33 protein-coding genes and 1 pseudogene are annotated in these 24,403 nt (G+C 60.3%); 15 read left to right on the forward strand and 19 right to left on the reverse strand.

Features of this window, described 5'->3' with window-relative positions; genetic code table 11:
* The first annotated feature begins 1 nt into the window (after position 1).
* The gene (locus EOB80_RS19045; RefSeq protein WP_127328993.1) at positions 2-820 is read left to right on the forward strand and encodes an MBL fold metallo-hydrolase; all 819 of its coding nucleotides are present in this window, start codon (positions 2-4) and stop codon (positions 818-820) included.
* A gap of 80 nt (positions 821-900) precedes the next feature.
* Here the strand turns inward: EOB80_RS19045 and EOB80_RS35365 are convergent.
* Positions 901-1,047: pseudogene (locus EOB80_RS35365) on the reverse strand (LysR family transcriptional regulator); the annotation flags it as partial.
* Between the two features lie 72 nt (positions 1,048-1,119).
* On the opposite strand from EOB80_RS35365, the gene EOB80_RS19055 reads away from it, so the two are divergent.
* Positions 1,120-1,761 carry an SDR family oxidoreductase gene (locus EOB80_RS19055; RefSeq protein ID WP_245466388.1) on the forward strand — a complete coding sequence of 214 codons (642 nt, stop codon included), beginning with the start codon at positions 1,120-1,122 and terminating at the stop codon, positions 1,759-1,761.
* 130 nt (positions 1,762-1,891) lie between these two features.
* On the opposite strand, the gene EOB80_RS19060 is transcribed toward EOB80_RS19055, so the two are convergent.
* Positions 1,892-2,653, reverse strand: coding sequence for a GNAT family N-acetyltransferase (locus EOB80_RS19060; RefSeq protein WP_127328995.1), 762 nt, complete (start codon positions 2,651-2,653; stop codon positions 1,892-1,894).
* Between the two features lie 105 nt (positions 2,654-2,758).
* On the opposite strand from EOB80_RS19060, the gene EOB80_RS19065 reads away from it, so the two are divergent.
* A complete protein-coding gene (locus tag EOB80_RS19065) occupies positions 2,759-3,298 on the forward strand; it encodes a TrmH family RNA methyltransferase (protein ID WP_127328996.1) in 540 nt (179 codons plus the stop codon).
* 114 nt (positions 3,299-3,412) lie between these two features.
* On the opposite strand, the gene EOB80_RS19070 is transcribed toward EOB80_RS19065, so the two are convergent.
* The gene (locus tag EOB80_RS19070) at positions 3,413-3,901 is read right to left on the reverse strand and encodes a RidA family protein (RefSeq protein WP_127320804.1); all 489 of its coding nucleotides are present in this window, start codon (positions 3,899-3,901) and stop codon (positions 3,413-3,415) included.
* Between the two features lie 188 nt (positions 3,902-4,089).
* On the opposite strand from EOB80_RS19070, the gene EOB80_RS19075 reads away from it, so the two are divergent.
* The 4 genes from EOB80_RS19075 (at position 4,090) to EOB80_RS19085 (ending at position 6,251) form a co-directional block, all read left to right on the forward strand.
* On the forward strand, positions 4,090-4,776 hold the full coding sequence (locus EOB80_RS19075) for a TetR/AcrR family transcriptional regulator C-terminal domain-containing protein (protein WP_127328997.1): 687 nt from the start codon (positions 4,090-4,092) through the stop codon (positions 4,774-4,776).
* 133 nt (positions 4,777-4,909) lie between these two features.
* Positions 4,910-5,053: a hypothetical protein gene (locus EOB80_RS34575; RefSeq protein ID WP_164762661.1), complete on the forward strand. Its 144-nt coding sequence runs from the start codon at positions 4,910-4,912 to the stop codon at positions 5,051-5,053.
* A gap of 36 nt (positions 5,054-5,089) precedes the next feature.
* Entirely contained in the window at positions 5,090-6,061 is a 972-nt protein-coding gene (locus EOB80_RS19080) for an SDR family oxidoreductase (RefSeq protein WP_127328998.1), read from the forward strand.
* Positions 6,062-6,101: 40 nt separating this feature from the next.
* Positions 6,102-6,251, forward strand: a complete 150-nt coding sequence (locus EOB80_RS19085; RefSeq protein WP_127328999.1) for a hypothetical protein — start codon at positions 6,102-6,104, stop codon at positions 6,249-6,251.
* Positions 6,252-6,309: 58 nt separating this feature from the next.
* On the opposite strand, the gene EOB80_RS19090 is transcribed toward EOB80_RS19085, so the two are convergent.
* A complete protein-coding gene (locus EOB80_RS19090; protein ID WP_127329000.1) occupies positions 6,310-6,816 on the reverse strand; it encodes a ferritin-like domain-containing protein in 507 nt (168 codons plus the stop codon).
* Between the two features lie 230 nt (positions 6,817-7,046).
* Here EOB80_RS19090 and EOB80_RS19095 point away from each other — a divergent pair, with 230 nt between their 5' ends.
* Positions 7,047-8,756 carry an HAD-IIB family hydrolase gene (locus tag EOB80_RS19095; protein WP_127329001.1) on the forward strand — a complete coding sequence of 570 codons (1,710 nt, stop codon included), beginning with the start codon at positions 7,047-7,049 and terminating at the stop codon, positions 8,754-8,756.
* A gap of 48 nt (positions 8,757-8,804) precedes the next feature.
* Here the strand turns inward: EOB80_RS19095 and EOB80_RS19100 are convergent, their stop codons facing one another.
* The 4 genes from EOB80_RS19100 to EOB80_RS19115 are packed head-to-tail and all read right to left on the reverse strand — an operon-like array spanning position 8,805 to position 13,214.
* A complete protein-coding gene (locus tag EOB80_RS19100; protein ID WP_127329002.1) occupies positions 8,805-9,266 on the reverse strand; it encodes a RidA family protein in 462 nt (153 codons plus the stop codon).
* Positions 9,267-9,289: 23 nt separating this feature from the next.
* Positions 9,290-11,569, reverse strand: coding sequence for a xanthine dehydrogenase family protein molybdopterin-binding subunit (locus EOB80_RS19105; RefSeq protein WP_127329003.1), 2,280 nt, complete (start codon positions 11,567-11,569; stop codon positions 9,290-9,292).
* A gap of 3 nt (positions 11,570-11,572) precedes the next feature.
* Positions 11,573-12,595, reverse strand: a complete 1,023-nt coding sequence (locus tag EOB80_RS19110) for a xanthine dehydrogenase family protein subunit M (protein ID WP_127329004.1) — start codon at positions 12,593-12,595, stop codon at positions 11,573-11,575.
* Position 12,596: 1 nt separating this feature from the next.
* Positions 12,597-13,214, reverse strand: a complete 618-nt coding sequence (locus tag EOB80_RS19115) for a (2Fe-2S)-binding protein (protein ID WP_127322071.1) — start codon at positions 13,212-13,214, stop codon at positions 12,597-12,599.
* A 165-nt stretch (positions 13,215-13,379) separates the two neighbouring features.
* On the opposite strand from EOB80_RS19115, the gene EOB80_RS19120 reads away from it, so the two are divergent.
* From EOB80_RS19120 to EOB80_RS19130, 3 genes are all read left to right on the forward strand, one after another.
* Positions 13,380-13,550 carry a hypothetical protein gene (locus EOB80_RS19120; protein WP_127322072.1) on the forward strand — a complete coding sequence of 57 codons (171 nt, stop codon included), beginning with the start codon at positions 13,380-13,382 and terminating at the stop codon, positions 13,548-13,550.
* A 171-nt stretch (positions 13,551-13,721) separates the two neighbouring features.
* On the forward strand, positions 13,722-14,039 hold the full coding sequence (locus EOB80_RS19125; RefSeq protein ID WP_127329054.1) for a plasmid stabilization protein: 318 nt from the start codon (positions 13,722-13,724) through the stop codon (positions 14,037-14,039).
* Between the two features lie 36 nt (positions 14,040-14,075).
* A complete protein-coding gene (locus tag EOB80_RS19130) occupies positions 14,076-14,519 on the forward strand; it encodes a PPC domain-containing DNA-binding protein (RefSeq protein ID WP_127329005.1) in 444 nt (147 codons plus the stop codon).
* A gap of 22 nt (positions 14,520-14,541) precedes the next feature.
* Here the strand turns inward: EOB80_RS19130 and EOB80_RS19135 are convergent, their stop codons facing one another.
* Together EOB80_RS19135 and EOB80_RS19140 are read right to left on the reverse strand one after the other, a co-directional pair.
* Entirely contained in the window at positions 14,542-15,816 is a 1,275-nt protein-coding gene (locus tag EOB80_RS19135) for a DUF763 domain-containing protein (protein ID WP_127329006.1), read from the reverse strand.
* A gap of 100 nt (positions 15,817-15,916) precedes the next feature.
* The gene (locus tag EOB80_RS19140) at positions 15,917-16,525 is read right to left on the reverse strand and encodes a cysteine hydrolase (protein WP_127329056.1); all 609 of its coding nucleotides are present in this window, start codon (positions 16,523-16,525) and stop codon (positions 15,917-15,919) included.
* Between the two features lie 621 nt (positions 16,526-17,146).
* Between EOB80_RS19140 and EOB80_RS19150 the strand changes: the two genes are divergently transcribed.
* Positions 17,147-17,578, forward strand: a complete 432-nt coding sequence (locus EOB80_RS19150) for an HD domain-containing protein (RefSeq protein ID WP_127329008.1) — start codon at positions 17,147-17,149, stop codon at positions 17,576-17,578.
* A 30-nt stretch (positions 17,579-17,608) separates the two neighbouring features.
* Here EOB80_RS19150 and EOB80_RS19155 read toward each other — a convergent pair whose 3' ends face one another.
* From EOB80_RS19155 to EOB80_RS19170, 4 genes are all read right to left on the reverse strand, one after another.
* A complete protein-coding gene (locus tag EOB80_RS19155; protein WP_127267544.1) occupies positions 17,609-18,019 on the reverse strand; it encodes a DUF427 domain-containing protein in 411 nt (136 codons plus the stop codon).
* Positions 18,020-18,143: 124 nt separating this feature from the next.
* On the reverse strand, positions 18,144-19,037 hold the full coding sequence (locus tag EOB80_RS19160; protein ID WP_127329009.1) for an alpha/beta hydrolase: 894 nt from the start codon (positions 19,035-19,037) through the stop codon (positions 18,144-18,146).
* Positions 19,034-19,219, reverse strand: coding sequence for a hypothetical protein (locus tag EOB80_RS19165; protein WP_127329010.1), 186 nt, complete (start codon positions 19,217-19,219; stop codon positions 19,034-19,036). The genes EOB80_RS19160 and EOB80_RS19165 overlap by 4 nt, the downstream gene beginning before the upstream one ends.
* Positions 19,220-19,308: 89 nt before the next feature.
* Positions 19,309-19,503 carry a DUF2934 domain-containing protein gene (locus tag EOB80_RS19170; protein ID WP_127329011.1) on the reverse strand — a complete coding sequence of 65 codons (195 nt, stop codon included), beginning with the start codon at positions 19,501-19,503 and terminating at the stop codon, positions 19,309-19,311.
* Between the two features lie 303 nt (positions 19,504-19,806).
* On the opposite strand from EOB80_RS19170, the gene EOB80_RS19175 reads away from it, so the two are divergent.
* A complete protein-coding gene (locus EOB80_RS19175; RefSeq protein ID WP_127267547.1) occupies positions 19,807-20,064 on the forward strand; it encodes a hypothetical protein in 258 nt (85 codons plus the stop codon).
* Positions 20,065-20,074: 10 nt separating this feature from the next.
* On the opposite strand, the gene EOB80_RS19180 is transcribed toward EOB80_RS19175, so the two are convergent.
* Together EOB80_RS19180 and EOB80_RS19185 are read right to left on the reverse strand one after the other, a co-directional pair.
* Entirely contained in the window at positions 20,075-20,311 is a 237-nt protein-coding gene (locus tag EOB80_RS19180; protein ID WP_127329012.1) for a hypothetical protein, read from the reverse strand.
* Positions 20,312-20,407: 96 nt separating this feature from the next.
* Positions 20,408-20,860, reverse strand: a complete 453-nt coding sequence (locus EOB80_RS19185; RefSeq protein ID WP_127272420.1) for a hypothetical protein — start codon at positions 20,858-20,860, stop codon at positions 20,408-20,410.
* Between the two features lie 195 nt (positions 20,861-21,055).
* On the opposite strand from EOB80_RS19185, the gene EOB80_RS19190 reads away from it, so the two are divergent.
* Positions 21,056-21,838 carry a DUF1236 domain-containing protein gene (locus EOB80_RS19190; RefSeq protein WP_127329013.1) on the forward strand — a complete coding sequence of 261 codons (783 nt, stop codon included), beginning with the start codon at positions 21,056-21,058 and terminating at the stop codon, positions 21,836-21,838.
* 126 nt (positions 21,839-21,964) lie between these two features.
* Here the strand turns inward: EOB80_RS19190 and EOB80_RS19195 are convergent, their stop codons facing one another.
* Both EOB80_RS19195 and EOB80_RS19200 read right to left on the reverse strand, forming a co-directional pair.
* On the reverse strand, positions 21,965-22,129 hold the full coding sequence (locus EOB80_RS19195) for a DUF3309 family protein (protein WP_013531546.1): 165 nt from the start codon (positions 22,127-22,129) through the stop codon (positions 21,965-21,967).
* 145 nt (positions 22,130-22,274) lie between these two features.
* Positions 22,275-22,892 carry an NAD(P)H-dependent oxidoreductase gene (locus EOB80_RS19200; RefSeq protein WP_127320538.1) on the reverse strand — a complete coding sequence of 206 codons (618 nt, stop codon included), beginning with the start codon at positions 22,890-22,892 and terminating at the stop codon, positions 22,275-22,277.
* 297 nt (positions 22,893-23,189) lie between these two features.
* On the opposite strand from EOB80_RS19200, the gene EOB80_RS19205 reads away from it, so the two are divergent.
* Positions 23,190-23,432, forward strand: coding sequence for a hypothetical protein (locus tag EOB80_RS19205; RefSeq protein ID WP_206516823.1), 243 nt, complete (start codon positions 23,190-23,192; stop codon positions 23,430-23,432).
* Here EOB80_RS19205 and EOB80_RS19210 read toward each other — a convergent pair.
* Positions 23,429-24,034: an alpha-ketoglutarate-dependent dioxygenase AlkB gene (locus tag EOB80_RS19210; protein WP_127329058.1), complete on the reverse strand. Its 606-nt coding sequence runs from the start codon at positions 24,032-24,034 to the stop codon at positions 23,429-23,431. The genes EOB80_RS19205 and EOB80_RS19210 overlap by 4 nt on opposite strands.
* Positions 24,035-24,403 lie beyond the last annotated feature (369 nt).

The raw sequence follows: 24,403 nt of genomic DNA on the forward strand, positions 1-24,403 counted from the left end.
GATGACCGACCGGCTGCGCCTCACCATTCTCGGCTGCGGCTCGTCGCCAGGTACGCCGCGCATCACCGGCGACTGGGGCAATTGCGACCCCGACAACCCGAAGAACCGGCGCACGCGTGCCGCCGCACTCGTCGAGCGGATCGCGTCGAATGGCGGCCGCACGACTGTCGTCATCGACACAGGGCCGGATTTTCGTCAGCAGATGCTGCTGGCCGGCGTTAAACGTATCGATTCGGTCGTCTATACCCACCCGCATGCCGACCATATCCATGGCATCGACGATCTGCGCGGTTTCGTTCTCGATCAGCGCCAGCTCATCGACGTCCATGCCGACAGGGCGACGATGCTTCGCTTGCGGGAAGCGTTCGGATACTGTTTCGAGACGCCGCAAGGCAGTTCCTATCCGCCGATTGTCAGGCCGCATCTCATCGACCACACCAAGCCGGTGGTCATCGAAGGAGAGGGGGGTACCCTCACCCTCGAGCCGCTGCCGCAGATCCACGGCGACATCGTATCGCTCGGTTTCCGCATCGGCGGTCTCGCCTATTGCCCCGACATCAGCGACTTTCCGGAGCCCACCGCCGAACGGCTGCGCGCCCTCGACGTGCTGATCATCGACGCGCTGCAATACCGGACGCATCCTAGTCACCTGTCCCTTGGCGAAGCGCTTGATTGGATCGAGCGGCTGGCGCCGATACATGCGGTGCTGACGCATATGCACGTGCCGCTCGACTACGCAACGGTGGTGGCCGAGACACCAGCCAATGTCGAACCAGCCTATGATGGGATGATGATTGAAATCCCTTACGAATCAGCGTGAAAGAAACAGAACTTCATGACCGGCTCCAGGGCTCGCGTACCCAAAGCGCTGCCGATGCCGGTATGCATGACGACGTGACCTCACCGTCTCGGATACGCTGCCCGGCACACGGCCATCACAGTATCGCGAAGCCAGCGATGGGCCGGGTCGGCGTCCATTCGCGGATGCCACATCGCCGATATCTTGAACTCCGGCGTGGGGACCGGGACTTCGAAGGTCGCAAGACCCGATGTGACAGGGAGATCGCTCGTCAAGCTGTTGCCCAGGCATGAATGCGGCACCAGCGCGACCAGATCCGAATGGCGGCCGAGTTCCTGAAAAAGGGATGGAATGTCGTCGGGACAGTTCGCGGCGGCGGAACCCGGACCTTGCTGCACGATCTGGCAGACGAGCATGCTGGCCGGGTCGAGATAGAGACCCTGGACATCTGCGAGCCCGACCAGATTGCGGGCCTGCGCCAGCGCCTGACCGGCAGGATGTTCGACATGCTGTTCGTTAACGCAGGAACGACGAACAACGAAACGGATACGGTCGGGCAGGTTACGACGGACGAATTCATCCGGGTCATGCTCACGAACGCGCTGAGCCCATTACGCGTGATCGAGAGCCTCGATGATCTTGTCGAGGCGTCCGGGTTGATTGGCGTGATGTCGTCTGGACAGGGCAGCGTCAGCAACAACACGACCGGCATGCGCGAGGTCTACCGCGGCAGCAAGGCCGCCTTGAACCAGTATATGCGCTGCTATGCAGCCCGGCACGCGGGCGAGGCCCGTTCGCTGGTCCTGATGGCGCCGGGCTGGGTTCGCACGGAGTTGGGCGGTCCGGGCGCACGGCTCACCATCCAAGAGAGCATTCCCAGCCTTGTGAACGTACTCCTCGCAAAACGGGGAAACCCCGGCTTGGAATATCTTGACTATCTCGGCCGCACCGTTCCCTGGTAAAATCGCGGGCTGTGATGAAGTTCATCGGCATCGAAGATATTAAGCTAGGCCAGCTGTTGTAAAAGGAGAGGGGCTCTGACCACCGATCAAGCTGAAATCCTTTATAAATCAGCATGATGCGAATAAACCCTCATACGGTCTTCCGGCTCCTTGACGCAAATATCAGCAGCGTTCCGATCCGCTCGTAGCCCATCCGGGGATAAAGCAGCGCCCCGGCGTGGGTTGCAGCCAGCGCCGAGTACCTCGACCCACGCGCCCGATCGTCGTGCAACATTCTCGACATCAAAGCCTGGCCAATGCCGCGACGCCGGTGCGACGGCTCGACATACATGCTCGAACACCATGTGGCTCCCACGGCATCAAGGCTGCGTACGCGCCCAACGATATCGGCGCCATCGACTGCCACATACTGACGGAATGGCGCGCTGTCGCCGAGCAAATCGTCTGGGATCGGCTGCCTGCGGATGATCTTTCCCAACTGCGCCGCCCGTTCGGCTGTCTGCACGCGTTCGATCGAAGCAACCGCCAGCGGGCTGGGAATCCGGCGCAATCGGTGGACAAAAAAGCCTTCGGTCCGAAGCAGCCGGTAGCCGAGAGCTTTGTAGGCGGTTCGTGTCGGCCCGTCCGGATCCTGGTGCGCTATCATAACGGAAATGGCAAAGCCCGGCCGTGCATGCTGCCGCACGATGGCATCGGCCTCTTGAGCGGCGACGTCATGGACGACCCATTCTTCGCCGCGGTAGTCGCGAGGATTCTTGCGCTCGGCGTCGCGCATCAGCCACAACGGCCCAACACGGCTGGCCACGTAAGGAAAGGTGCGGCTTCTGTCGGCACTGAAGCCATGCACGAACACCTCGACCGCCGCTTCGATCCCGCTGTTTGCCATCTTCATATAGACAGCCTAGCGTTGGCTATCCGCCCAAGGCAAGACGCCACGAGCGCTCAAGCCTATGAGAATCAGCGGTAATTTACAGTTCCTGGCCCGTGCGTTAGTTCCATGCACGAACACTTCAATCGCCGCTTCGATCTCGCTGTTTGCCATCTTCATTTCGACAGCCTAGCGTTGGCTATCCGCTCAAGGCAATACGCCACGAGCGCTCAAGCCTATGAGAATCCGCGGCAATTTACAGTTCCTGGCCCATGCGTAAGTTCCATAATCTATCTTATGCGACTTCCTGATGTGGCGGCGATAGAGTCGTCGCCGCATAAAAAGACCAGCGTTTTCCTGCACGAGGGCGATTATACCCAGCACACCAAACTCGCTGTCTGGTTCGGCAATGAGAAACGGGGCATCAGCACCCTCGCGGTCGAGCGCAGCGAGATGTGCGTAGCAATTCCAATGTTCGGGATGATCGAGAGCCTAAACCTCGGAACCAGTTCGGGTATCGTACTCTACGAAATCGCGAAACAGCGACGCGAGTATCAGAGCAAATACCGCCGCGGTAGCCGGAAGGGAAAACGCGCTGAGCCACTACCTACTGTAATGCGTCGCGAAATTGGCGGCTTTGCTTCGAGCGAAACCGAAGGACAGACCTGAGCTGACGCGAAGCTCAACCGACCGTTGGCCGGCTCTACTTCCGTATAATGGCTCCGGATGTGCGGCTGTCGGCGGCGCGCTCGACCCGTTTCAGTTTGTGGGGCGATCTCGCCCCTACTCCAGAATGACCACGGCTTCCACCTCGAAAAGCATCGGGTCGATTGCAAGCTTGGGAACGGGAACCAGTGTCTGCGCCGGCAGCGCCTCGCCGAACATGTCCTTGACGTTCCTGGTCAACACATCGAGCTTGGACATGTCGTGGTCGACCACGAAGACCGTGAGCTTCGCCACCTGATCCGGCCTGGCGCCGATGCCCTCGAGCGCCGCATGCAAATTTGCGTAGGCCTGCTTAACCTGGACAGCGAAATCGGGTGACAAGGCTCCTGTGCTGTCTTGGCCGCCCTGCCCGGAGATGTAGGCAATCCGAGCTCCGCGCGGTGCGATCACGGCGGTGCTGTAGCCATTCGGCGACGGGTCATAGAGCGTCTGTGGATTGACGATGGTCAGCTTGAGGTCGTTCCCAGTCGCTGTAGCCGCAGCGGAAACTGCCATGGTCATGATGATTAGCCCTCCGGTAAGCAGATGCTTGATTGCGCGTGACATGATTTCTCCTGGCTCTGCTGACTGCGAATAACGCACTCGCGGCCGGCATGAACTTTAACCAGATCGCTCATACGATGAATCGTGCGATGTACGAGTCATCGTATGGTACGTCGTACTAGTCAAGCGATCAGCGTCGACATTCCTGACGGTGCCTGCCAAAATCGACGTTCGGCCAGCAAGGAAGACAGATGGCAGCCAAACCCCGCAGTGCCAGCAAACGATCGCAACGGACAAAGCTTCAACCCGTGCAGGAGGCGAGCAGCGAGCCGCCGCTGTCTCGCGAGCGTATCGTGGCGATCGCGGTGGAACTGCTGGACGCCCAGGGCATAGACGGATTGACAATGCGTCGGCTGGCCGATCGCCTCGGCTCGGGTGTGATGAGCCTGTACTGGCACGTCGACAACAAGGAGGATGTCTTTGATCTGGCACTCGATTCGGTGCTTGAATATCGCGGATCACCTGAAACAGGTGAGTCTCCGGACTGGCGCGGAGACGTCGTTCATATGCTCGAAGACTGGCGCGCCAGAATGTTGCGACATCCTTGGTCGGCATCGCTGTTGCCGCGACGGGCGCTTGGCCCGAACATTCTCAGTCGCCTGGAAATGCTGAGCAAGACCTTGTCCAGAGCCGGTGTTGCAGACGCGGATCTCAACGCCGCGATATGGTCGCTCTGGAACTATGTGATGGGCGCCACCCTCACCCGGGCAAGCTTCGACCTCTCGGAAGAAGACAGAGCAGCCGCACAGCAGCGTCTTACACATCTCAGCGAACACTATCCGACAATCGAACGCTCTCGTCTGCTGTTGGACAACGATTGGGACGGCACTTTCCGAAAAGGCCTGGACTTCCTGCTCGATGGCCTCTCGCCAAGATAGATTCCGGCGGCTACGCCCGGAGCAGACCGGATGGCGCTGCTTTGCGCACGCCAGTTTGACGCAATAGCTTCCCAATCCACATCATCACATTTGGCTCGCTGCCAAGGCGGTACAGGCAGCGGGCAAGCCCCGGGTGCTCGATCCCATCGGCGGCGGTGGCTGGCGCGGCTGCATTGCAGCTGAATTGTTGCTGCTGGCGATGTCGTTGTTACGCGTCGCCAAACGCTGGCCGGAATCCTCTCGGCAGTCGATCTTTTGCGCAAACCTTTTTGCCTGACATGCGTTGTTTCCTCTCCAAGCCAAGGAGACGATCATGCAGATGAAGTCGGAAATAGCCGGTGAAGCGGCCAAGCAGCGCCATATCCAACGTGGCGTCGATGCCAAGGACAAATCGAAAGGCGATGGGAAGCAGCAAGGCGCCATGCAGGCTGGCGCCCGTGAATATCCCGAGCCCCCCTTCCCCGAGCAACATCAGCCCAAACCGGGGCACGAATGGGCACTAGAGCCGGAGCCTTTGTATGATGCGCCGTACTATCTCGGATCGAAAAAACTCGACCAAAAGGTAGCACTCATCACGGGCGGCGATTCCGGCATCGGCCGCTCGGTGGCGGTGTTGTTCGCCCGCGAGGGCGCCGACGTCGCGATCGTCTATCTGGCCGAGGACAAGGATGCTGAAGAGACCAAATCAGCGGTGGAAAAGGAGGGACGACGCTGCATCCTGGTCAAGGCCGATGTCAGCGAACGCAGCCACTGCCACGAGGCGGTCATGGAGACCGTTGAAAAATTCGGCCGCATCGACGTGCTGGTCAACAACGCCGCGTTCCAGATCCATTCCAGCGATTTCGCCGAGCTGACCGAAGAACATTTCGACACGACGCTGAAGACCAATCTTTACGGCTATTTTCATATGGCGCAGGAAGCGGTGCCGCACATGAAGCCCGGTTCGGCGATCATCAACACCGGTTCGGTAACCGGTATCGACGGTTCAAAACAACTGGTCGACTATTCGATGACCAAGGGCGGCATACATGCCTTCACGCGGGCCTTGTCGGGCAATCTCATCGGCAAGGGCATAAGGGTGAATGCGGTCGCACCGGGTCCGGTGTGGACGCCGCTCAATCCGTCGGACAAGGAAGCCGACGACGTCTCGAAATTCGGCGCGGACACGCCAATGAAACGACCCGCGCAACCGGAAGAACTCGCGCCGGCCTATGTGTTCCTCGCTTCGCCGCATTGCTCAAGCTACATCACCGGCGAGATCTTGCCCGTCGTCGGAGGGTACTGAGTATGGCCGAAACGAAATCCGCAACCAAGGAGTAGGATGGATGGGCCGTCTGCTTTTCATGGTGGCGCTCGCTTGTGTAGCGTACCGCATCTACACGGAAACTGCAGGATCTGCTCGGCATGCGCCGCAGGATGACGATGAGGCGCTGCGCCAGCAATCAGCGGCCCTGGGCGTCGACCCGTCTCACTGACGGAGTGGAAACCTAGGTAATCCGGCCGGCCGAGTTATCAGCCGGCCGGATGGCAGCCTTATTCGGCTGCCTGCAGGTTGATCTTGCTTTCCGCCATTTCGGTGAGCTTGCGATCGGTTGCCTGTTCTTCCCTGAGGTTCTTGGTCAGCACATTGGCGCAGTCCGTGCGGCCGAGTTGCTTGGCCCAGGCGATGAGCGTGCCGTAGCGTGTCATCTCATAGTGTTCGACGGCCTGCGCCGAAGCAATCAGCGCCGCATCGAGAACCTCCTTGTCATCGACGTCACCGCTCACATCGTCGGCCTCCTCGAGAATGCCGTCGATTGCCGGACAGTTGACCTCCTTGGCCTTGACGCCATGCAACTCAAACACCTCTTCGACGCGCTCGATATGGCTTCTCGTCTGGTCGAGGTGTTTTTCAAATCCGGCTTTCAATTGCGGGTCGGTTGCCTTGTCGATCATCTTCGGCAGCGCCTTCTCGATCTGCTTTTCGGCGTAATAGATGTCGCGCAGCGTGTGCACGAAGAGATCGTCGAGTGTCTTGATGTCCTTCGAAAAGAAGCCCATGGCCTTACCTTTCATTGCGCTTGGTGTGGATTTCGGCGACGGGGTTTGCACGCCGCCAGCAAAGACCGGGACGGTTCCCGGCTTGTAACTGGTCAACGTACCGGCACCGAAGGAGTTCCTGATTTCCGAGGGCGAACCGCCCTTCTCCAGACCTGCGATCCGGTCGGTGGGGAGCCTTTGTCTCGATCGCACGTTCTAGCCGGGTAACCGGAACGAGAAGGGTCGGCGGAATGTATTTCATTGCATTGGCGGCAGACTATGACGGCACGCTGGCTCATGATGGGATCGTCGCCAAGAAGACGCTCGCCGCGCTTGAGCGGTTCAAGAAAAGCGGCCGCAAGCTGGTTCTCGTCACCGGGCGTGAACTGCCCGATCTCAAGCGCGTCTTTCCCGAGCTTAGCCTCTTCGACAAGGTCGTCGCTGAGAATGGCGCGATGATCTACACGCCGGCAAGCGAGGAAGAACGGGTGATCGCCCCATCGCCCGAGCCCAAATTCGTCGCCAGATTGAAGCGGCAGGGCGTCAAGCCGCTTTCGGTCGGGCGATCGATCGTCGCGACTTGGGAACCCCATCAGGCGACCGTGCTCGATATCATCAAGAAGATGGGTCTCGAACTGGAAATCATCTTCAACAAGGGCGCGGTGATGATCCTGCCGAGCGGCATCAACAAAGCCACCGGGCTCGCTGCGGCCCTTCAGGACCTTCGACTTTCGCCGCACAACGTCGTCGGCGTCGGCGATGCCGAGAACGACCACGCGTTCCTGCAGGCCTGTGGCTGCAGCGCCGCCGTCGACAATGCAATTCCGGCGGTCAAGGATACAGCCGACCTGGTCATGCGTGGCGCCCGCGGCAAGGGCGTGGAGCAATTAATCGCAAAGCTGATAGAGCGTGATCACGCGATAGTGCCGAAGCGCCATGACGGCATCGTTCTTGGATCGTCTGGCGGCGATGATGTCTACCTGTCGCCGAGCGACACGATCCTCATTGCCGGGAGTTCCGGCATAGGCAAATCCACCTTGGCCACCGCGCTGACGGAACGCTTCGTCGAAAGTGGTTTTCAGTTCTGCGTCTTCGATCCCGAAGGCGACTATGACGGCCTCGAAGGCGCCGTTCGCCTGGGAGACGGCTCAAGCGCGCCGACAAAGGCGCAGGTGCTGGATCTGATCGCCAAAGCCGACAGCAACATTGTCGTCAATGGATTGGCCCTGCGCGTCGACGAGAGGCCGGATTTCTTTGCCGACCTGCTGCCTGGCCTGAGCAGTTTCCGCCGGCGCACCGCGAGACCGCACTGGCTCGTCATCGATGAAGCGCACCATCTTCTGCCCAAGCGGCGCGACGATACGCGGGCGGTCCTGTCATTGGAATTGCCGGGCACAATCCTGATCACCGTTCACCCCGAGGCGATCTCGACAGACGCCTTGCGCCTTGTCACAGCCATCATTGCGCTTGGCCCCAAGGCGAAGGACGTGGTGAAGGTCTTCTGCAAGGAAACTGGCATTGAGCCGCCAAAGGACATTCCAACGCCCAAAGGCGCGCGCGTGCTGTTCTGGCGGCCGCAGTCGGGCAAGAAAGTCAAGACGGTCAAGGTGGTTGAACCACGTCAGTCACTCAAGCGGCACAGCCGGAAATATGCCGAAGGCCAGCTCGACGAAGCCGGCAGCTTCTATTTCCACGGCCCCGACAATGCGATGAACCTCAGGGCTCACAATCTGATGATCTTCGCTCAGATCGCCGAGGGGATAGACGACAAGACCTGGGAGTTTCATTTGCGCACCGGCGACTATTCCAAATGGTTCCGACATCAGATCAGGGACAAGGACCTGGCGCGCGAAACCGCCGAGGCGGAAGAGGACAAGACCCTGTCGGCGCAGGATAGCCGCAAGCGGGTGCTTGACGCTGTACGCCGCCGTTACACGGCTCCGGCCACAGCCCCGGAGTGACACTCGAGAGCCAAGGCAACTAAGCTATCGCTGCACGCGAAAACTTTTTCAGTCAGGCAACGCCGCCACCGCGACAATTTCAACGAGAATGTCGGCTTGCGCAAGCGCTGCAACCCCGATCACCTCCGAGGGCGGCGGGTTGTTATAGCTGCAGTGCTTCGGGCAATTCTCGGCAAAGAACTCGTCCAGTACGTCGAGACGAAAATTGGGTGAACTTAGAACGCCGCCATCGGGAAATGGCCCCTTGATGAAGAAGGTCAGCCGGATGAGATAGTCGATCGCGCTGCCGAGTTCTTCCAGATCTGATTTGATGTTCGCCAAAATTGCGCGCCACTGTGCCGCCGCATCGCCAGGGAAGCCCCCTCCTCTCTTTCCGGCAGGATCGTAATTTTCGGCGGTTGCGGTATTTCCGCAGAGGTAGACCAATCCCTTTGCTCCGGTGACGACCGTGCCTTTTCCCCACGGCATCAACCTGCCGTTTTTGAATTTCCTATGGGTTAGGAGTTCCATGCTCCGTCCAGAACTCTCGATCGTCAGCCTATCAAATCATCTATTCTGATCGGCAGATCGCGAATGCGCTTGCCGGTGGCATGATAGACGGCACTCGCCACGGCAGCAGCCGTTCCGACATTGCCGAGTTCGCCCAAGCCCTTGACGCCGGCAGGATTGACCTGGTGGTCGATTTCGGGGACCAGGATAACGTCGACCTGTTTGATGTCGGCGTTGACCGGCACGAGATAGTCCTGCAGGTCGCGATTGACGTAGCGCGCGTGTCGCTGATCGATTTCCGTGGCCTCGTGCAACGCTTGGCCGATGCCCCAGATCATGCCACCCATCAGCTGGCTGCGCGCGGTGCGCGTGTTCATGATGCGCCCGGCAGCGAAGGCTCCGACAATGCGCGGCACCCGGATTTCGCGTGTATAGCTGTTGATGCGCACTTCGACGAACTCGGCGCCAAAGGCATATTTGACCGAATCTTCGTCGTTCTCTCCACCATGGAACTCCGACTGTCCGGCATAGAGTTTCCTCAGGGCTTCAGGCGAAGAACCCTTCGGCGCAAACTCGGCATATTCTTCGATGGCGCCGACTTGCATGGCCTTGAAGACATCGGCCAGCTTGGCGGACTTGCCGGTCTCGGTGACGACCTCTTCGTCCTTCAAATCCAGCTTCGCATTGGCCGAACCTGCCAGCGGAGCCCCCTTGCCCGCAGCGGCGGTAAACAGTTTTTCGCGTATCGCGTCGCAGGCTTTCATGACCGCGGAGCAGACGCTGGCGGTCGAGATCGATCCGCCCGACACGGGAGCCGGCGGCAAGGCACTGTCGCCCATCTCGACGCTCACCTTGTCCATGCCGACCCCCAGCCTTTCGGCCGCCATCTGGCCGGCGATGGTGCGAACGCCGGTGCCGATTTCATGCGAGCCGCACTGGACCCGGACCTCGCCATCGGCGGTGAGACGAACCCGGGCCGCGCAAGGCGCGGCGGCAGTCGGATAGATTGCCGTCGCACAGCCCATTCCGACCAGCCAATCACCGTCGCGCATCGAGCCGACCCTGGGATCGCGCTTCGACCAGCCAAAGGCCTCGGACGCCTGGTCGTAGCACTTGATGAGTGAGCGGCTGGAAAATGGCTTGCCTCCGATCGGCTCCTTCTCCGGTTCATTGATGCGACGAAACTCGACAGGATCCATGCCAAGGGCCACGGCCATTTCGTCCATGGCGTTTTCCAGCGCGTAGACATAAGGCGTCTCCGGCGGCGATCGCATGTAGCCAGGCGTGTTGCGGTCGGCATGAACCAGCGAAACATGCGTCAGAACGGAGCCGTAATTGTACATGCGCGCGGTGGCGGACGTGCCGCCGACGACATAAGGGTCAGGGCGTGACGTCACCTCCCAGGCCTCATGTCCGAACGCCGTGATGCGGCCGTCCTTGCCGGCGCCCATGCGGATCCGATGCCGCGTTTCGGCTCGATAGGTCTGCGTACCGAAGGCTTGCATGCGATTGACGACGCAGCGAACCGGCCGGCCGATGCGCCGCGCCGCGACGGCAACGATCGCAGTGCGTGCCGTCATCGGCCCCTTGGAGCCGAAGGCGCCGCCGATATAGGGACTGACGATCCGCACATTGGCCGGATCGAGCTTCAGTTGGCGTGCCAGTTCCACCTTCCAGCCCGTAACATTCTGGCTGGGCTCGTGTATCGTCAACTGGTCGCCCTGCCATATGGCCGTGGTCGAAAACAGCTCGATCGGATTATGATGTTGGGTCGGCGTCGAATATTTTTCGTCGATCTTCACCGTCGCATCCGCCCAAGCGGCGTCGAAGTCACCGGCCTTCGCATCCTCCTTGAACATCGGGCTTTTGCCGGCAGCCGGTTCCATCTTCACGCCCTTGGAATCAAAGCTGGCGCTGGGCCGTTCGTCCTCGTAGTCGGCGCGGATCAACATCGCTGCCTCCTCCGCCGCCTCGAAGGTTTCGGCGACCACCAGAGCGATGATCTGACCATCGTGAAAAACCGTCTTGTCGTGCAAAGGCCCAATCGAACTTGCGCCGGTGTTGCCGAATTTCGGCATGTCGGTCTTGTCCAGATCGCCATAGGTGACGATGTCCAGCACACCGGGTACGGCCCTGGCGTCTTTCGTGTGAAGTTCGGAAACCTTGCCCCGGGCAATGCTGCTGGTGGCAAGGGCACCGTGGGCGACGTTGGCCGTGACGATGTCGGCGGGATAGCCGGCCTGTCCGGTAACTTTTAGCCGGGCGTCAATGCGAACAACGGGATCGCCCTGGTTTTCCCTTGGAGCGGGTGCAGCTTGGTTCATGGCTCAGCCCTTCATATCCCGGGTTTCGAGCAGCGCCCGCACCAGCGTGCGCTTGCCGAGCGGTATCTTGAATGCGTTATGCTCGCGCGGTCTGGCATCGGCGAAAGCAGCCTCTGCGGCCTCCTGCGCCGTGGCTTCGTCAAGCACTTTGCCCTGTAGCGCGTCCTCTGCTTCGCGCGCACGCCACGGCACCGTCGCCAGTCCGCCGAGCGCAATGCGCGCACTCCTTACCGTCTCGCCATCCATGTCGAGCGCGACAGCCGCGGACGCCAGCGCAAACGCGTAGGACTCGCGATCGCGTATCTTCAGATAGCGCGACCGGCTGCTCCACTGTGCGAGCGGCACTTCGATGGCGGTAATAAGCTCGTCGGCGGCCAGATCCGTCTCGATGTCGGGCGTCTCGCCCGGCCGTCTATGCAGTTTGGCAAAAGTGAGCGTGCGCCTTCCCCGCGAACCTTCGACATCGACGGTGGCGTCCAGCGCAACCAGCGCCTGCGCGAAATCACCATGATACGTGGCAATGCAGGCATCGCTCGTACCCAGCACGGCATGCTGGCGATTGGACCCTTCCATCGCAGCGCAGCCGGAGCCCGGTTCGCGCTTGTTGCACGGCCAAGATATCTCTCGAAAATACTCGCAGCGCGTACGTTGCAGCACATTGCCGCCCAGGCTCGCCATGTTGCGAAGCTGACCGCTGGCAGCGAATTTCAGGCTGTCGGCGAGGACCGGGCAACGGCGCCTGACATCATTGTTGTCGGCTGCTTCACCCATACGGACCAGCGCACCAAACCGGATCTTATCATTGTCTATCCTGATCTGCCGCAAGGCCGGCTCGGCAAGAGTGTTGAGGTCGAGCAGTCGCTCCGGCCGCGCGACACCGAGCTTCATGTAGTCGGCCAGATTGGTGCCGCCGGCGATGAACTGCGTGCCGGCACCGGTTGGCGGAACATGCACGGTATCGGGACGGGACGCCATGGCGATTGCCGCGGAGACGCTGGTTGGTCTTTCATATACGAATGGGCGCATCCTAAGCCCTCCTGGTCTCGTCGCGTGCCTGGACGATCGCCGCAACGATGTTGGGATAGGCCGCGCAGCGACATAGATTGCCGCTCATATATTCGCGAATGTCGTCTTCCGACCCAGCATGGCCTTCGTTGATGCAACCGATGGCGGACATGATCTGACCCGGTGTGCAATAGCCACATTGAAAGGCATCGTGGTCGACGAAGGCCTTCTGGACCGGATGCAATTCCCCTTCCGCCGAAGCCAGGCCTTCCACCGTTGTGATCTCTCGGCCCTGGTTCATGACGGCAAAGCTCAGGCAGGACAGTACCCGCTTTCCGTCGATCAGCACCGTGCAGGCACCACACTGACCGTGATCGCAACCTTTCTTGGTGCCGGTCAGGCCGACATGGTCGCGCAGCGCGTCAAGCAGGCTGGTTCGATTGTCGAGCGCGAGGTTGTAGGTCTGCTTGTTGATACGCATCGAAACCGCCGACAAATCGCGCGGTTCGGCCGGTTTTGCGGACGCGGGCTGGGCAGCTCTCGTCGGGGAATTTACAAGCGGCATCACCGCCGCCGCCGAAACAGAGGCCGTCATGAACATGCGTCTGCTCAGGCCACTGGAAATCTTGGCATCGGACATGGCTGGCTCCGGGCTGGCTGGGTCTCAAGCGGCCCAAACCACTCGCGGAGGGCAAAGTTCCCTCCTCACGAGCCTGTGATCCTTTTTTCTGTCGGCGGGATCGACGCAATCGGAACCTCCCCGGTCAAGCGATGGTTGTGTGCCAACAGCGGGAAGGAGGCGATCATGAGCGATAGTCGGCATGGCAAGGACGGTGACAATGGACCCGTATTCTCTGCGGAGCAGGCGAGACAAGGCGAGATCATCCTGCGAACGCGCACGCGTCGGGTCGTCTTCATAGCCGGCTTGGTCGGCGTCGTGATCCTGGCCCTCGTCGTGAGGTTGGCAATCGGCTGAACCAATCCCCCTCGCCTTGCTGCTGCACTCTCCCCGGCCCGAAAGGCGCTAGCTTGCGCGGCGCGGCGGTGTTTGGCCATGCATCGCGATGCGCCATTGGCTACGCGAACTTCTGTTGGAACCAGCGCGTCGAGTCGACATTCAGCCCTTATTCAACAGGAGGAACAGGCCATGCCACGAGGCGAGAAATCGAAATACACTGACAAGCAGGAGCGCAAAGCCGACCACATTGCCGAAGGCTATGAGAAGCGCGGGGTTTCCGACAAGGAGGCAGAGCGGCGCGCATGGGCTACCGTCAACAAGGACGATGGCGGCGGCAAGAAGGAAGGCGGTTCCGGCCGTGGCAAACACACGGGCCATCCAGCGGCGCACAAAGGCGGCAAAAGCGGCGGCAAGGCATCGGCATCACGGTCTGCCGCAAGCCGATCGGAATCGGCAAGGAAAGCTGCGGCGACCCGCAAGCGCAATGCGGAACACCGCGCACATTGATATGAGGCCGGCACTGAATGCGGCGGGAGCACAGGGATGAAATCGCAGCTCGTCAATGAGATCGGCGGACAACGGACATTCGTCGTGGTGCTCGACCCAGGCGAAGAAGCGTTCGCGGCACTGACCGCCTTCGCGGTCGACCAGGAGATCGGCAGCGCGTCCTTGACCGCCATAGGGGCTTTCGAGAAAGCCACGGTGGGCTGGTTTGATCCGGCCTCGAAGACCTACCGCAAAATCCCTGTCGACGAACAGTGCGAGGTTCTGAGCGCGATCGGCGATGTCGCATTGGGTGACGACGATAAGCCCAGCCTGCACGTTCATGCGGTGCTTGGATTGAGTGACGGCACCACTCGGGGTGGACATCTGCTTGACGGCATCGTTCGTCCAACGCTCGAAATCACCCTGGTGGAAGCACCCGGTCATCTGCGTCGCAGCAAGCGTCCGGAGCTCGGTGTCGCACTCATCGATCTTGACGATTGATCTCCAGCCCCTCCACCCGTGCTCACGCTTTCCCGTTCCGCTCAGCTGATGCTGTGTCCGGCGCAGCTTCCCAGCCAAACACGCTGCGCCCGCCAAGCAGATGCGACTGGTCGAATTCTCCCGCGACAATTTCCTTCAGGCTGGGGCCGGTCACGTATCGTTCGACTTGCCGTGACTGATCGTCGAGCCGCTTCAAGGCACCGATTTCTTCATCGCGACCGAGCTTTGCCTTCTGCACGGCCGATTTCAGAACCCCGATCGTCTCGTCATAGACCTTCAGCGGTACCGGAAATGGATGCCTGTCCTTGCCGCCATGCGCCAGCGAGAAGCGGCCGGGATCGGAAAACCGGCAAGGCGCGCCATGCACCACCTCGGCAACGAGGGCCAGAGCGCGCACCGTGCGCGCGCCGACGCCGGGGACCAGAAGGAGCTCGGCGAAATCGGTGGGACCGCGGTCCGCGGCGGCTGCGATATTGCCGTGAAGACGATGCATGACGACATCGCTTTCGCGAACGTCATGATGGGCCGGCATGACCAAATGCGGCAGCAGCGGCTGCTCCGGTTCCCGCCGACGCGTCGGCTCCGCGCAACGCTCCAATGCTGCAAACTCGCCCAGGATGCGATCGGGTCCGAGGTCTTGCAAAAGATTCAGTTGCCCTTGGCGCGACGCGTCGGCGCGCCTGTCGGTCAGGTTGACGATCTCACCTTGATGGGCGCCCTCTATGGCGGCATGCGGCTGGTCGACAAAACTCTTGAGGCCCTCGGAGAGCCAATGGTAGCGGCGCGCCACCTTGCTGTCACCGTTCATGCCTTGCTGCACCACGACCCAGCGACCGTCATCGGTGACGATGAAACCATGCAGGTAAAGATCGAAACCGTCCTGGACAGCGGCGCTGTCGACCTTGGCGACAAGCCGGCTGACGGTGGCAAGGCCCGTTCCGTCGAAGCCGACGCGTTGGCCGATGGCCTCCAGCTCATGCGGGGTTTTGCGCGAATGCGCGCCGCGACCACCGCAGACATGAATGCCGAGCTCGCCGGAGAGCGGCGTAAGGCCACGCTTCAAAGCGCCCACGACGCTGGTCGTGATCCCCGACGAGTGCCAATCCATGCCCATGACAGCACCAAAGGACTGGAACCAGAATGGATGCGCCAGCCGCCGCAGCAGCTCGTCTCGACCATAGTGATGAATGATCGCCTCGCACATCACAGCGCCAAGACGCGTCATGCGGTCGCCGAGCCATTTCGGCACGCGCCCGCCATGGAGTGGAAGATCAGCACTTCCCGATCGTTGCGTCACGTCTGCTACCTGTTCTGGTGTCCGTCATTCTCTTAACAGATAGGCAGCCCAACCGCGCAAGGAAGCAAGGACACTTCCACCCGGGCCGGGTTAGCGGACGTCAAGTCCAGTTCGAGAGAACCGTTTCCATCTCAACCGTCTCGACCTGCTGCGCGAAACGTTGGTGGTAAACGGTCAGCAGTGCATCATGGGTTGCGTCGGAAGAACCGCACAGCGCGTCCGTGACGAGAACCACGCGATAGCCGAAATCGATGGCCCCGAGCACGGTGGCGAGAACGCAAACATCTGTTTCGCCACCGGTAATGACCAGCGTATCGATGCCGCGCTCCACCAGAAGGGCTCTGAGGCGCCCTTCGAACCAGGGCGAATAGATGTGCTTGTCGATGATCGCCGCTGGCGGGCAGTAGCCGGCTAAAGACGGCAACAGTTCGGTCATTTCGGGCCCGATCGTCTCGATCGTCAGGGAAGCCCAGCGCTCATAATAGCGCTTCCATGTGCCGACGCCCTGCCCCGGCTTTTCGGCTGGCAGGAAGCGTGTAAAGACCGTCTGTGGCGCGCGTCTTTCGACCAGCCTCTCGATCTGCGGGAGAACCCGGGTGATCCAGGGCGTTGCCCATTGAGACGGCTCGGCAAACAGCCGCTGCATATCCACGCAGACATGCATGCATCGATCGCCAAGAGGTCCGTATGCCAGCCCCGGCATCGACATCAGCGCTTCTCCGACCGACGATGCATTTCCCTGTTTCCTCCCATTGTCGGCAAAGACACGCAACGCCGCGCGCAAGCACTGGTTCCTGAGATAGCCACAGGAACCTACGCAAATGGCTGGCGTTTCCGCTGAGATGAATGGAGGTGCTCGCATGAGACCGCGCGATAGACGTTGGAGCGGCAAGTCAGCCGGGGCGCCAAAATGGAACTGAGCGGAGGATGTCTCTGCGGCACGATCCGCTTCCGCGTTGGAAGCGAACCGAGAGTGCATTATTGCCATTGTGATATGTGCCGGCGAACGACCGGCAGTGCGTTCGCGGTTCTGGCCTGGGTGCCTTCCCAAAGCGTGACCTGGACCAATGCGGCGCCGGCCTATCGCAGATCTTCGCCGATCGCCCGGAGGGGCTTCTGCTCCGCCTGCGGATCGCCGCTCAGCCTTGCCTATGACGCATCGCCTGGAGAGATCGCGCTGCATGTCGGAACGTTCGACGATCCGGCTCGCCTGGAGCCGCGCTACAATTATGGATCGAGGCAGCGACTTGGCTGGGTTTGCTGCGGAATAGACCTGCCGCACCACGATACCGAGGAGCGATGGTGAAACCATGTCTGAAGGGCAAGCCAGATGAGCATCTTTTACCGGGCGGCCAAGATTGCCGAAGAGGTCCACGCAGCACAGCGCGACAAGACCGGGCGACCGTATATCGAGCACTGCCGCCGGGTCGTCGACGCGGTCGAAACCAGGGACCAGAAGGTCGTCGCCTATCTCCATGACGTCGTGGAAAAGGGCGAAGGCTGGAACCGGACCAGGTTGGACGAGGCCGGTTTTGGCCCGACGATCGCTTCGGCCGTCGACGCCATGTCGCGCAGGGATGGCGAGGACTACTTCGCGTTCGTGCGACGAGCGGCATCGAATCCACTGGCGCTGCCGGTGAAGCGCGCGGATCTGGCGGACAATATCTGGCAGGCCCGACAGGTCGGGGCATCGACTGTCAAATATGAGGAGGCACTACGCATCCTTGATGACGAGTTTCCGCGCCGTCAGCACCAGCCTTGAATTCAGATCGCCCCGCTACGAACGGGCAATCTACTCCGGGACGTGGGGCGTGTGCCGTCTGTCCTCCGCGGGCTCAGCATCGATGCGCGCCTTTTCCGGATCGAATGCACCATGACGTGCAATGGGCCGCGCCGCGGTTTCAGGCGTCTCGTATGCCCACATGAAATCGTCAGCCGAGCTGCCCACCGCATGGACGCGCCAGTAGCTCGCGGTGCCTTTCGAAGGGGAGCGGCTGGTGGTGTTCGTCTTTTCGAAAAGGTCGAAATAGATGTCTTCGAAAGGGATGTAGAACACGGGCTCATGTCCTTCTTCCTGAAGCACTTTCGCCCGTTCCGTAGCAGCGACTATGGCGTCGGAAAATCGTACCGTCACCGTGCCGACAAACGGTACTATGGCCAGCTGGCCAGCATGGTGTGCTGAGATTGCGTCTGAAGCTTGCATTCAAATTCTCCCTGGCTGCCGATTGATTGCGAGGCCGCATTTCGGTTCGTCATGCATGGAGACGAAATGCGCGGCCATGCGTCAGGTTCCGGCCTGTATTATGAGGTCGGATGACGACCTCACTTCAGCGCTTGCCATGGCTGTCGAGAAACGCAGCCAACAATCGCGAAACCTGATCAGAAGCCTCACGGGTCGGGAAGTGTCCGATGCCATCCAGCACCACGCGCCTGTAGAACGCGGTGAAATGCTCTTCGAGCCCCTCTGAGGACTGGGCAAACACAACGCGGTCGTCGCCACCATGAAGCGTCAGGATCGGCACCGTGATGATCTTGACCGCTTGCCGGCGGGCGAGTTCGGCATAGCGGGGATCGGGCTCGGCCTCTTCCCATCGGACCCGATAGGAATGCAACGTCACATCCGCCCAGTCAGGATTTTCGAACGAACTCGCGACACCATCGAAAATAGCGTCGTCGAACCAGCCTGATGGACCCCAGCTGTCCCACTGGTATCTGGCGAATTCCTTGCCGTTGTTTCGTACGAACTCGGCGCCCCGTGCCGTCGCCATGAACCATTGATACCAAAATGCTTTCGCTTGTCCGGGCGCCGGCGTTGCTGGTTTGCCTGGTTGCCAGCCGAGCGACAGCGCAGCACAGCACTTGATGCGGTCCGGGAAAACCGACGCGAGCAGATAGGATATCCGGGCACCCCAATCGTGTCCGACGACCGCAAAGCGGCTGAGGCCCAGCGCATCGGCAAAATCCAGCACATCCTGCGCCATCGCGGCAACCTCGCCCGAGCGCATGATTTCTTTTGACAGGAACGATGTCGGCCCGAAGCCCCGCAACCAAGGCGAAAACGTCCGGAAGCCAGCTTCATGAAGGACCGGCGAAATCCGAGCGTATGTCGTCGCGTCGTCGGGCCAGCCATGCAGCAGGATAACCGGGGCGCCGTCCTGCGGTCCACCATCGAGATAGGCGACGCGCAGCAGAGGTGTGTCGCAATGTGAGACGGAGTTCATTGGCTCTGGGGCGCAATAGCTGGCTTATCATCACCAGTCGCGGACTCTGGCCTGGCGGCCTGGTCAACCTGTGGGTTCTTGTTGATGGTGCCGGTGTTGGCTTTCATCGGCTCGATATTGTTGTCGCAGGCGCCGAGCGTAAGGCCAGCGGCCAGGACCAGGAGTGAAAAGAACCTCTTCATCGAAACCTCCTCTGGTTGCTGTCCGGCAAACGAGGTTCCACCAATTTGGTTGCCTGATCGTCCTCTCAAGACGCCACGGCATCTGACGATCAACGCTTCAAGCTATTGGAATCGGCTGCAACTGTCGGATCAGGCAAAACCGGGCCACGTTCAGTCTCCGAACCCTCAGCCTCGATCTCCTGCACGGCCTGGTCCCAGTGCTCCTGCTCGCGGCCAGCCGGCCGGCCCTCTTGTACCCAGATTTCATGGGCTCGCCGTTTGATCTTTTCTTCCCTGCTGTCCATGGCCAGATCCTCCAATTCGTCAGTCTCAATTCCGGGCCATATTCTTTGTTCCTCCTCTGTCGGGAACAGCCGCTGCCGGAGCCGCGATTTCGGGGAAGGCGCTTGTGGATTGCGTGGGACGAAACCGCTTGGTAATTTTCGTACTGATATTTTTTCGTGACACACCGATGCCCGCAGCTTTATGAATCTGGCTATCGGCCAGCGTCGAGCACGTCCCTCTCCGATCCCACTGCCCGGCGCTCAATGCTTGATCGCCCGCCGCACCGATATGGCGGGCTGTTGCTTCGATTGGAGGTGACGCCCATGCGGGAATTGCCGAAAGACATCGACGCCGATGTGGTCATCGAAATCAGCAAGCTGCTGGACGACAGCCCGCTTTTCGTCCCGGTACGGGTCCATGAACTTGCGGCCAGGGTGAGGCAGAGGGTGAAGACCGGTCTGCCGGATCTTTCGATCGAAGAACTGATCGTGGAGATGGCCTCCGTACGTCAGCTGGCCATGGCCTTCGATCTGCCTGGATCGGAGAATGTCGTGCAAATCCCGGTGCGGTATAGCCGCTAGCACTGCGGCATCACACGCTCCATCCGGAGGTCAGGACAAGCGATGCCTCAAACATCTGCGCACCGATCTCATCGCGTACTTTGACGGTTACCTTGACGAAATCGCAGTCGGGCATTTCGTCTTGGGCAACATCCTGCAAAATACGAATTGCTTCCGCTCTGGCTTGTTCCCGGGATTCGAACAGCTGCCCGTTATCATCGGGTATCGCGCCGTCACCGTTTTGAAGATCGAAATAGTACCGCTTCATTTTCGGGCCACGCTGGAAACATCTGGCGGGTCAATGTTTTCGCTTCATTGGTGGTTCCTGCCCGCTCGGCGGCCGTGCTGGTGAAGACGTGGTCGTTCAACGCACCGCAGCGCGAAGCGCCGATAGGAAAAGCACAAGCAACGCCAAGGCGTTGAGGCCGGCGGCGATGGCATGCGAATACTCCCATTGGCGCCGCAGCAGCTCCCAGTTTTCAGGCAGGACAGTCCAGTTCCGGGTCGCCTGATTGATTGGATAGGTCAGCGTCCAGAAGGCAAATTGCGTGGCGCCGATGCTGAGAAAGGCGACAACAACCAAGCCGAAAGATGCACTCGCTCGGTAGAGCAGGATCGCCAGGGCGGCCGTAGAGAGCAATGCTCCCAGCACTACGATGCCGAACAGGCTCCATCCATCATAGGCGCGTTGCGCAGCCAGATAGTTCGGCCCGTCGAGCTTCATCTTGTTGAACATCGTGAAGAAATGCGCGGCGGCCGGAACGAAAGCCAATACAACGAAAATGAAGCTGACCACTCTCAGACTATAAATTGCCATATCCGGTCTCCTCTCAGGAGAGAGCTAGGGCAATCGGCAGAGTTGAAAAGGTCGTTTTAGCGGCGGCTTTCGCCCGCGATCGTATGATCTCAAGCGAGGTCGTTTTTTAGCCCTCACTCAACTATCTCGGAACATTTTTTTTGGGTTCTGGTTCTACGCACTGAAGGGACGAACCTTACCCAGGGAGATTTCCCCATGAAACATGTTCTCATTACCAGCATGCTGGCGATCGGGCTTGGCTGTGGAACGGCGATGGCTCAGACACAACAGCCCGAAAGCCAGTCTGGCGCAGACGCCAATTGCGCTTCCGGGCAAGCTGGCTGCCAGAATGGTTCCAAGATGGGCGAGCAGGCTCAGGACAAGACCAAGCTGCAGACCGACGAGCAGGCACAGGGCAAGGCCGGCACCACCACCGACCAGCAGGCTCAGGACAAGACCAAGCTGAAGACCGACGAGCAGGCTCAGGGCAAGGCCGGCACAACCGATCAGCAGGCCCAGGACAAGACCAAGCTGAAGACTGACGAGCAGGCTCAGGGCAAGGCCGGCACCACCACCGACCAGCAGGCTCAGGACAAGGCCAAGATGCAAACCGACGAGCAGGCTCAAGGCAAGGCCGGCACCACCACCGACCAGCAGGCTCAGGACAAGACCAAGACGCAAACCGACGAGCAGGCCCAGGGCAAGGCCTCGACGCAGGATACGACGTCGACCGGTTCCATCAACAACGTGACGGTGGAGCAGAAAACCGAAGTCACCCAGATCATCCGGGAGACGAAAGTCGAGCCTGTGTCCAACGTCGATTTTGACATCACCGTCGGCGTCGAAGTTCCGCGGCAAAAGGTCAGGCTGCATCGTTTGCCGGCTCGTATCGTCAAGATCGTTCCCGCTTACGAAAGCTACGAGTATTTCGTGCTTGCGGACGGCCGGATCGTGATCGTTGATCCGGATACGTTCAAGATCGTCCTGATTTTGACCTGATATGTCCGAGCAGTGGTCCGCCCTCCAGAGGGCGCACCGCCATTGCTGGGCTGCTATGGATTCAAAGCGACCCGCAAAAGGGACTGCAAGCGGCAGGTGATACACCCTGCCACCGCATCGCCAGGGCTAGAGACGCCCGAGCACGACCAGGATAATGACTATAAGCAGCAGAAGACCGAGGCCGCCGCCGCCGTAATAGCCGGTGCCGTAGAATGGCCCGCCGCCAAGCCCACTAAAACCGCCAAGCAATGCAATAATCAGAATGATGATAAGAATTGTGCCGAGACCCATGACTTGCTCTCCTGTTTGCGGCTTCGCGCCTTAGACGGAGCGGCGGTCGCCGGCTGATGTGATTATGAACTCGCTACAAGCCTTCCTGTTCCCGACTGAGACCGCATCGACGCTGCCAGGTTCAAGGATGTCAGGCGAACAAAGGTCACCCCGAGACGCCCAAGTAGCCCCGGTCTTTCAGCAATCCAGCGAGATGGGCGGCGTTTGATGCTGCCATTTCGATTGCACCCGAGACTTTTTCCGGAGTCGTCGGCAGATCGACATAGTTGACCTCCTGCATGGCCTCGCCGACCCAGTAGACCCCGCCATTGGCCGGGATGGTGAAGCCAACATCGTTCAGTGCCTGAAAGCATTCCGCGTGGCAGTGATGCGCACCGTCCTCATTGCCGACGATGGCCACCAAGGCCACCTTTCCTGCTGCCGGCATGCGCCCTTTGTCATCGGTCTCCTCGAGAAACGCATCCATCCGCTCCAGGACGCGCTTGGCCACACTCGAGGGCTGACCAAGCCAGATCGGGAGGCCGAGTACGAAAATGTCGGCCCCCAGTATTTTTTCTCTGAGTTTCGGCCAATCGTCGCCCTCGCCCATGTCGGAGAGCACGCCGGGCTTGATATCGTGACTGAGCGCACGCACGATCTCGCCCTTCACCTCGTATTGCATCAGCGCCGCCAGGACATCGGCGAGCAACCGATCGGTGGAGGATTTTTCTCTGTCGTTCGAAGCTTTGAGCGAGCAATTAAGTGCGAAGGCCGTGAGCGGCATGTGAATCTCCCTGCATTGTCCTAATTGCAATCGCCCCGACTTCTTCACGACAGCACATGCGGGATCGCCCGGCATTTCAACGCCAGGATTGAATGCTTGTTCCGTAGCCGGGCCAGCAGAGAGAGTGGCCCCCTCCTCCCACTTGATGACGGTCCAGCCGGCTCAGAGCGGGCTGGCTCTTGAGCACTGACCACCGCTGGAGAACAGGCGGCGGTGAGCGACGCCGGCGGAAACCGGGGCGGGCAACCTATTTGACCGCTCGTCGTTTTCTCCTGAATTCCTGAGAATGGATAGACGATGCTCGTCCAGACCCTCGAAGCAGGCGATATGCAGCTGGCTGTATCCATGGCCGGCGATCCAGGTCGACCGGCCTTGATCCTTCTGCACGGCTGGCCCCATTCCCGGAAAATCTATGATGGTGTGATCGATGAACTCGGCGCGCGATACTTTACGCTGGCTTTCGATCTTCCGGAGATCGGTGGATCGCGTGGCACTCCGCCGTCGGCGGAAAAGAAGGTTCTTATGCTCCTGCGGAGTTAGCGCAATGTCCGCAAGGTGATCGAATATCGATGCAGGTCAACTGGCGGAATGCTGTGCTCCCATTCCGTGCGCGATCGTCCAGTCATGAGATACGCCGACCTTGGTTCGACGACGATGGTCCGGCGATCCCACTTGGCGCCATTCTTCCGCCGGAGCCGGAAGCTGCAAGGCGCCAGCAACGAAACACCCGCAACGTCTTCGAAATGAGGCTTGTCTCGATGCCAGCCGATGCCGGCGCCGGGACGGTATTCATTGATCAACACTTGCGCGAAGGCCTTGGCGGGCTTGCCTGCCAACGCCGCGATCTGGTCGCGCAGGGCCAACAGGAAGTCAGGGATCGGCGGGGCCTCGACGACCTGGCGCCTATCGTAGTCGTAGCGCAGGCCAAAACCGACGACGCGCCGGTTTGCCAGATGGCCATGGAAATCGAACGCCTCGAAAGGCAGGCCTTCGAGATGCCGGGCGAGTTCGGTTTCTTCTTGCGCGGTGATCAGTTCGGGCTGGTAGAGGAAACCTTCCGGCAGGTCGTCGGCAGCACCAAAGAGATCGTGCTGGAGTCCGGATAAGCCGGAGCCGAGTGTTTTCGATTTGGGTGTCGCCATCCCGGCTAGATGGTGAAGGCCAGCCCGCCTGGCAATATTGGAACCGAGCCAGCAAATCTTCACTCCGCCTGCGGACACCACCGCGCCGACCGGACAAAGCCTGTCAATCCGGAGTTTATCGGGTGCTGTATTCAACTCAGGATTTCGCGAGCATGCCTGAATGCGACCAAGGGAGTTCGTGCATGTACGTACGGTTCTTACCAAACCGTGAGCCTTCGTTGCCACTTGCTTGCCAAAAACTAAATTGGCAACGCGGCATCCCCAAAACATGCCGCAGTGGCCGGCGCGGGTTTGGGCAACGGTGTCTCACCGGCATCATCGCGTCGGCCACTCGAAAACGTCGTCTGGCGGTTTAGTGGCGGAGAAGCC

The organism is Mesorhizobium sp. M7A.F.Ca.MR.245.00.0.0, assembly GCF_003997415.1.
GTDB lineage: Bacteria > Pseudomonadota > Alphaproteobacteria > Rhizobiales > Rhizobiaceae > Mesorhizobium.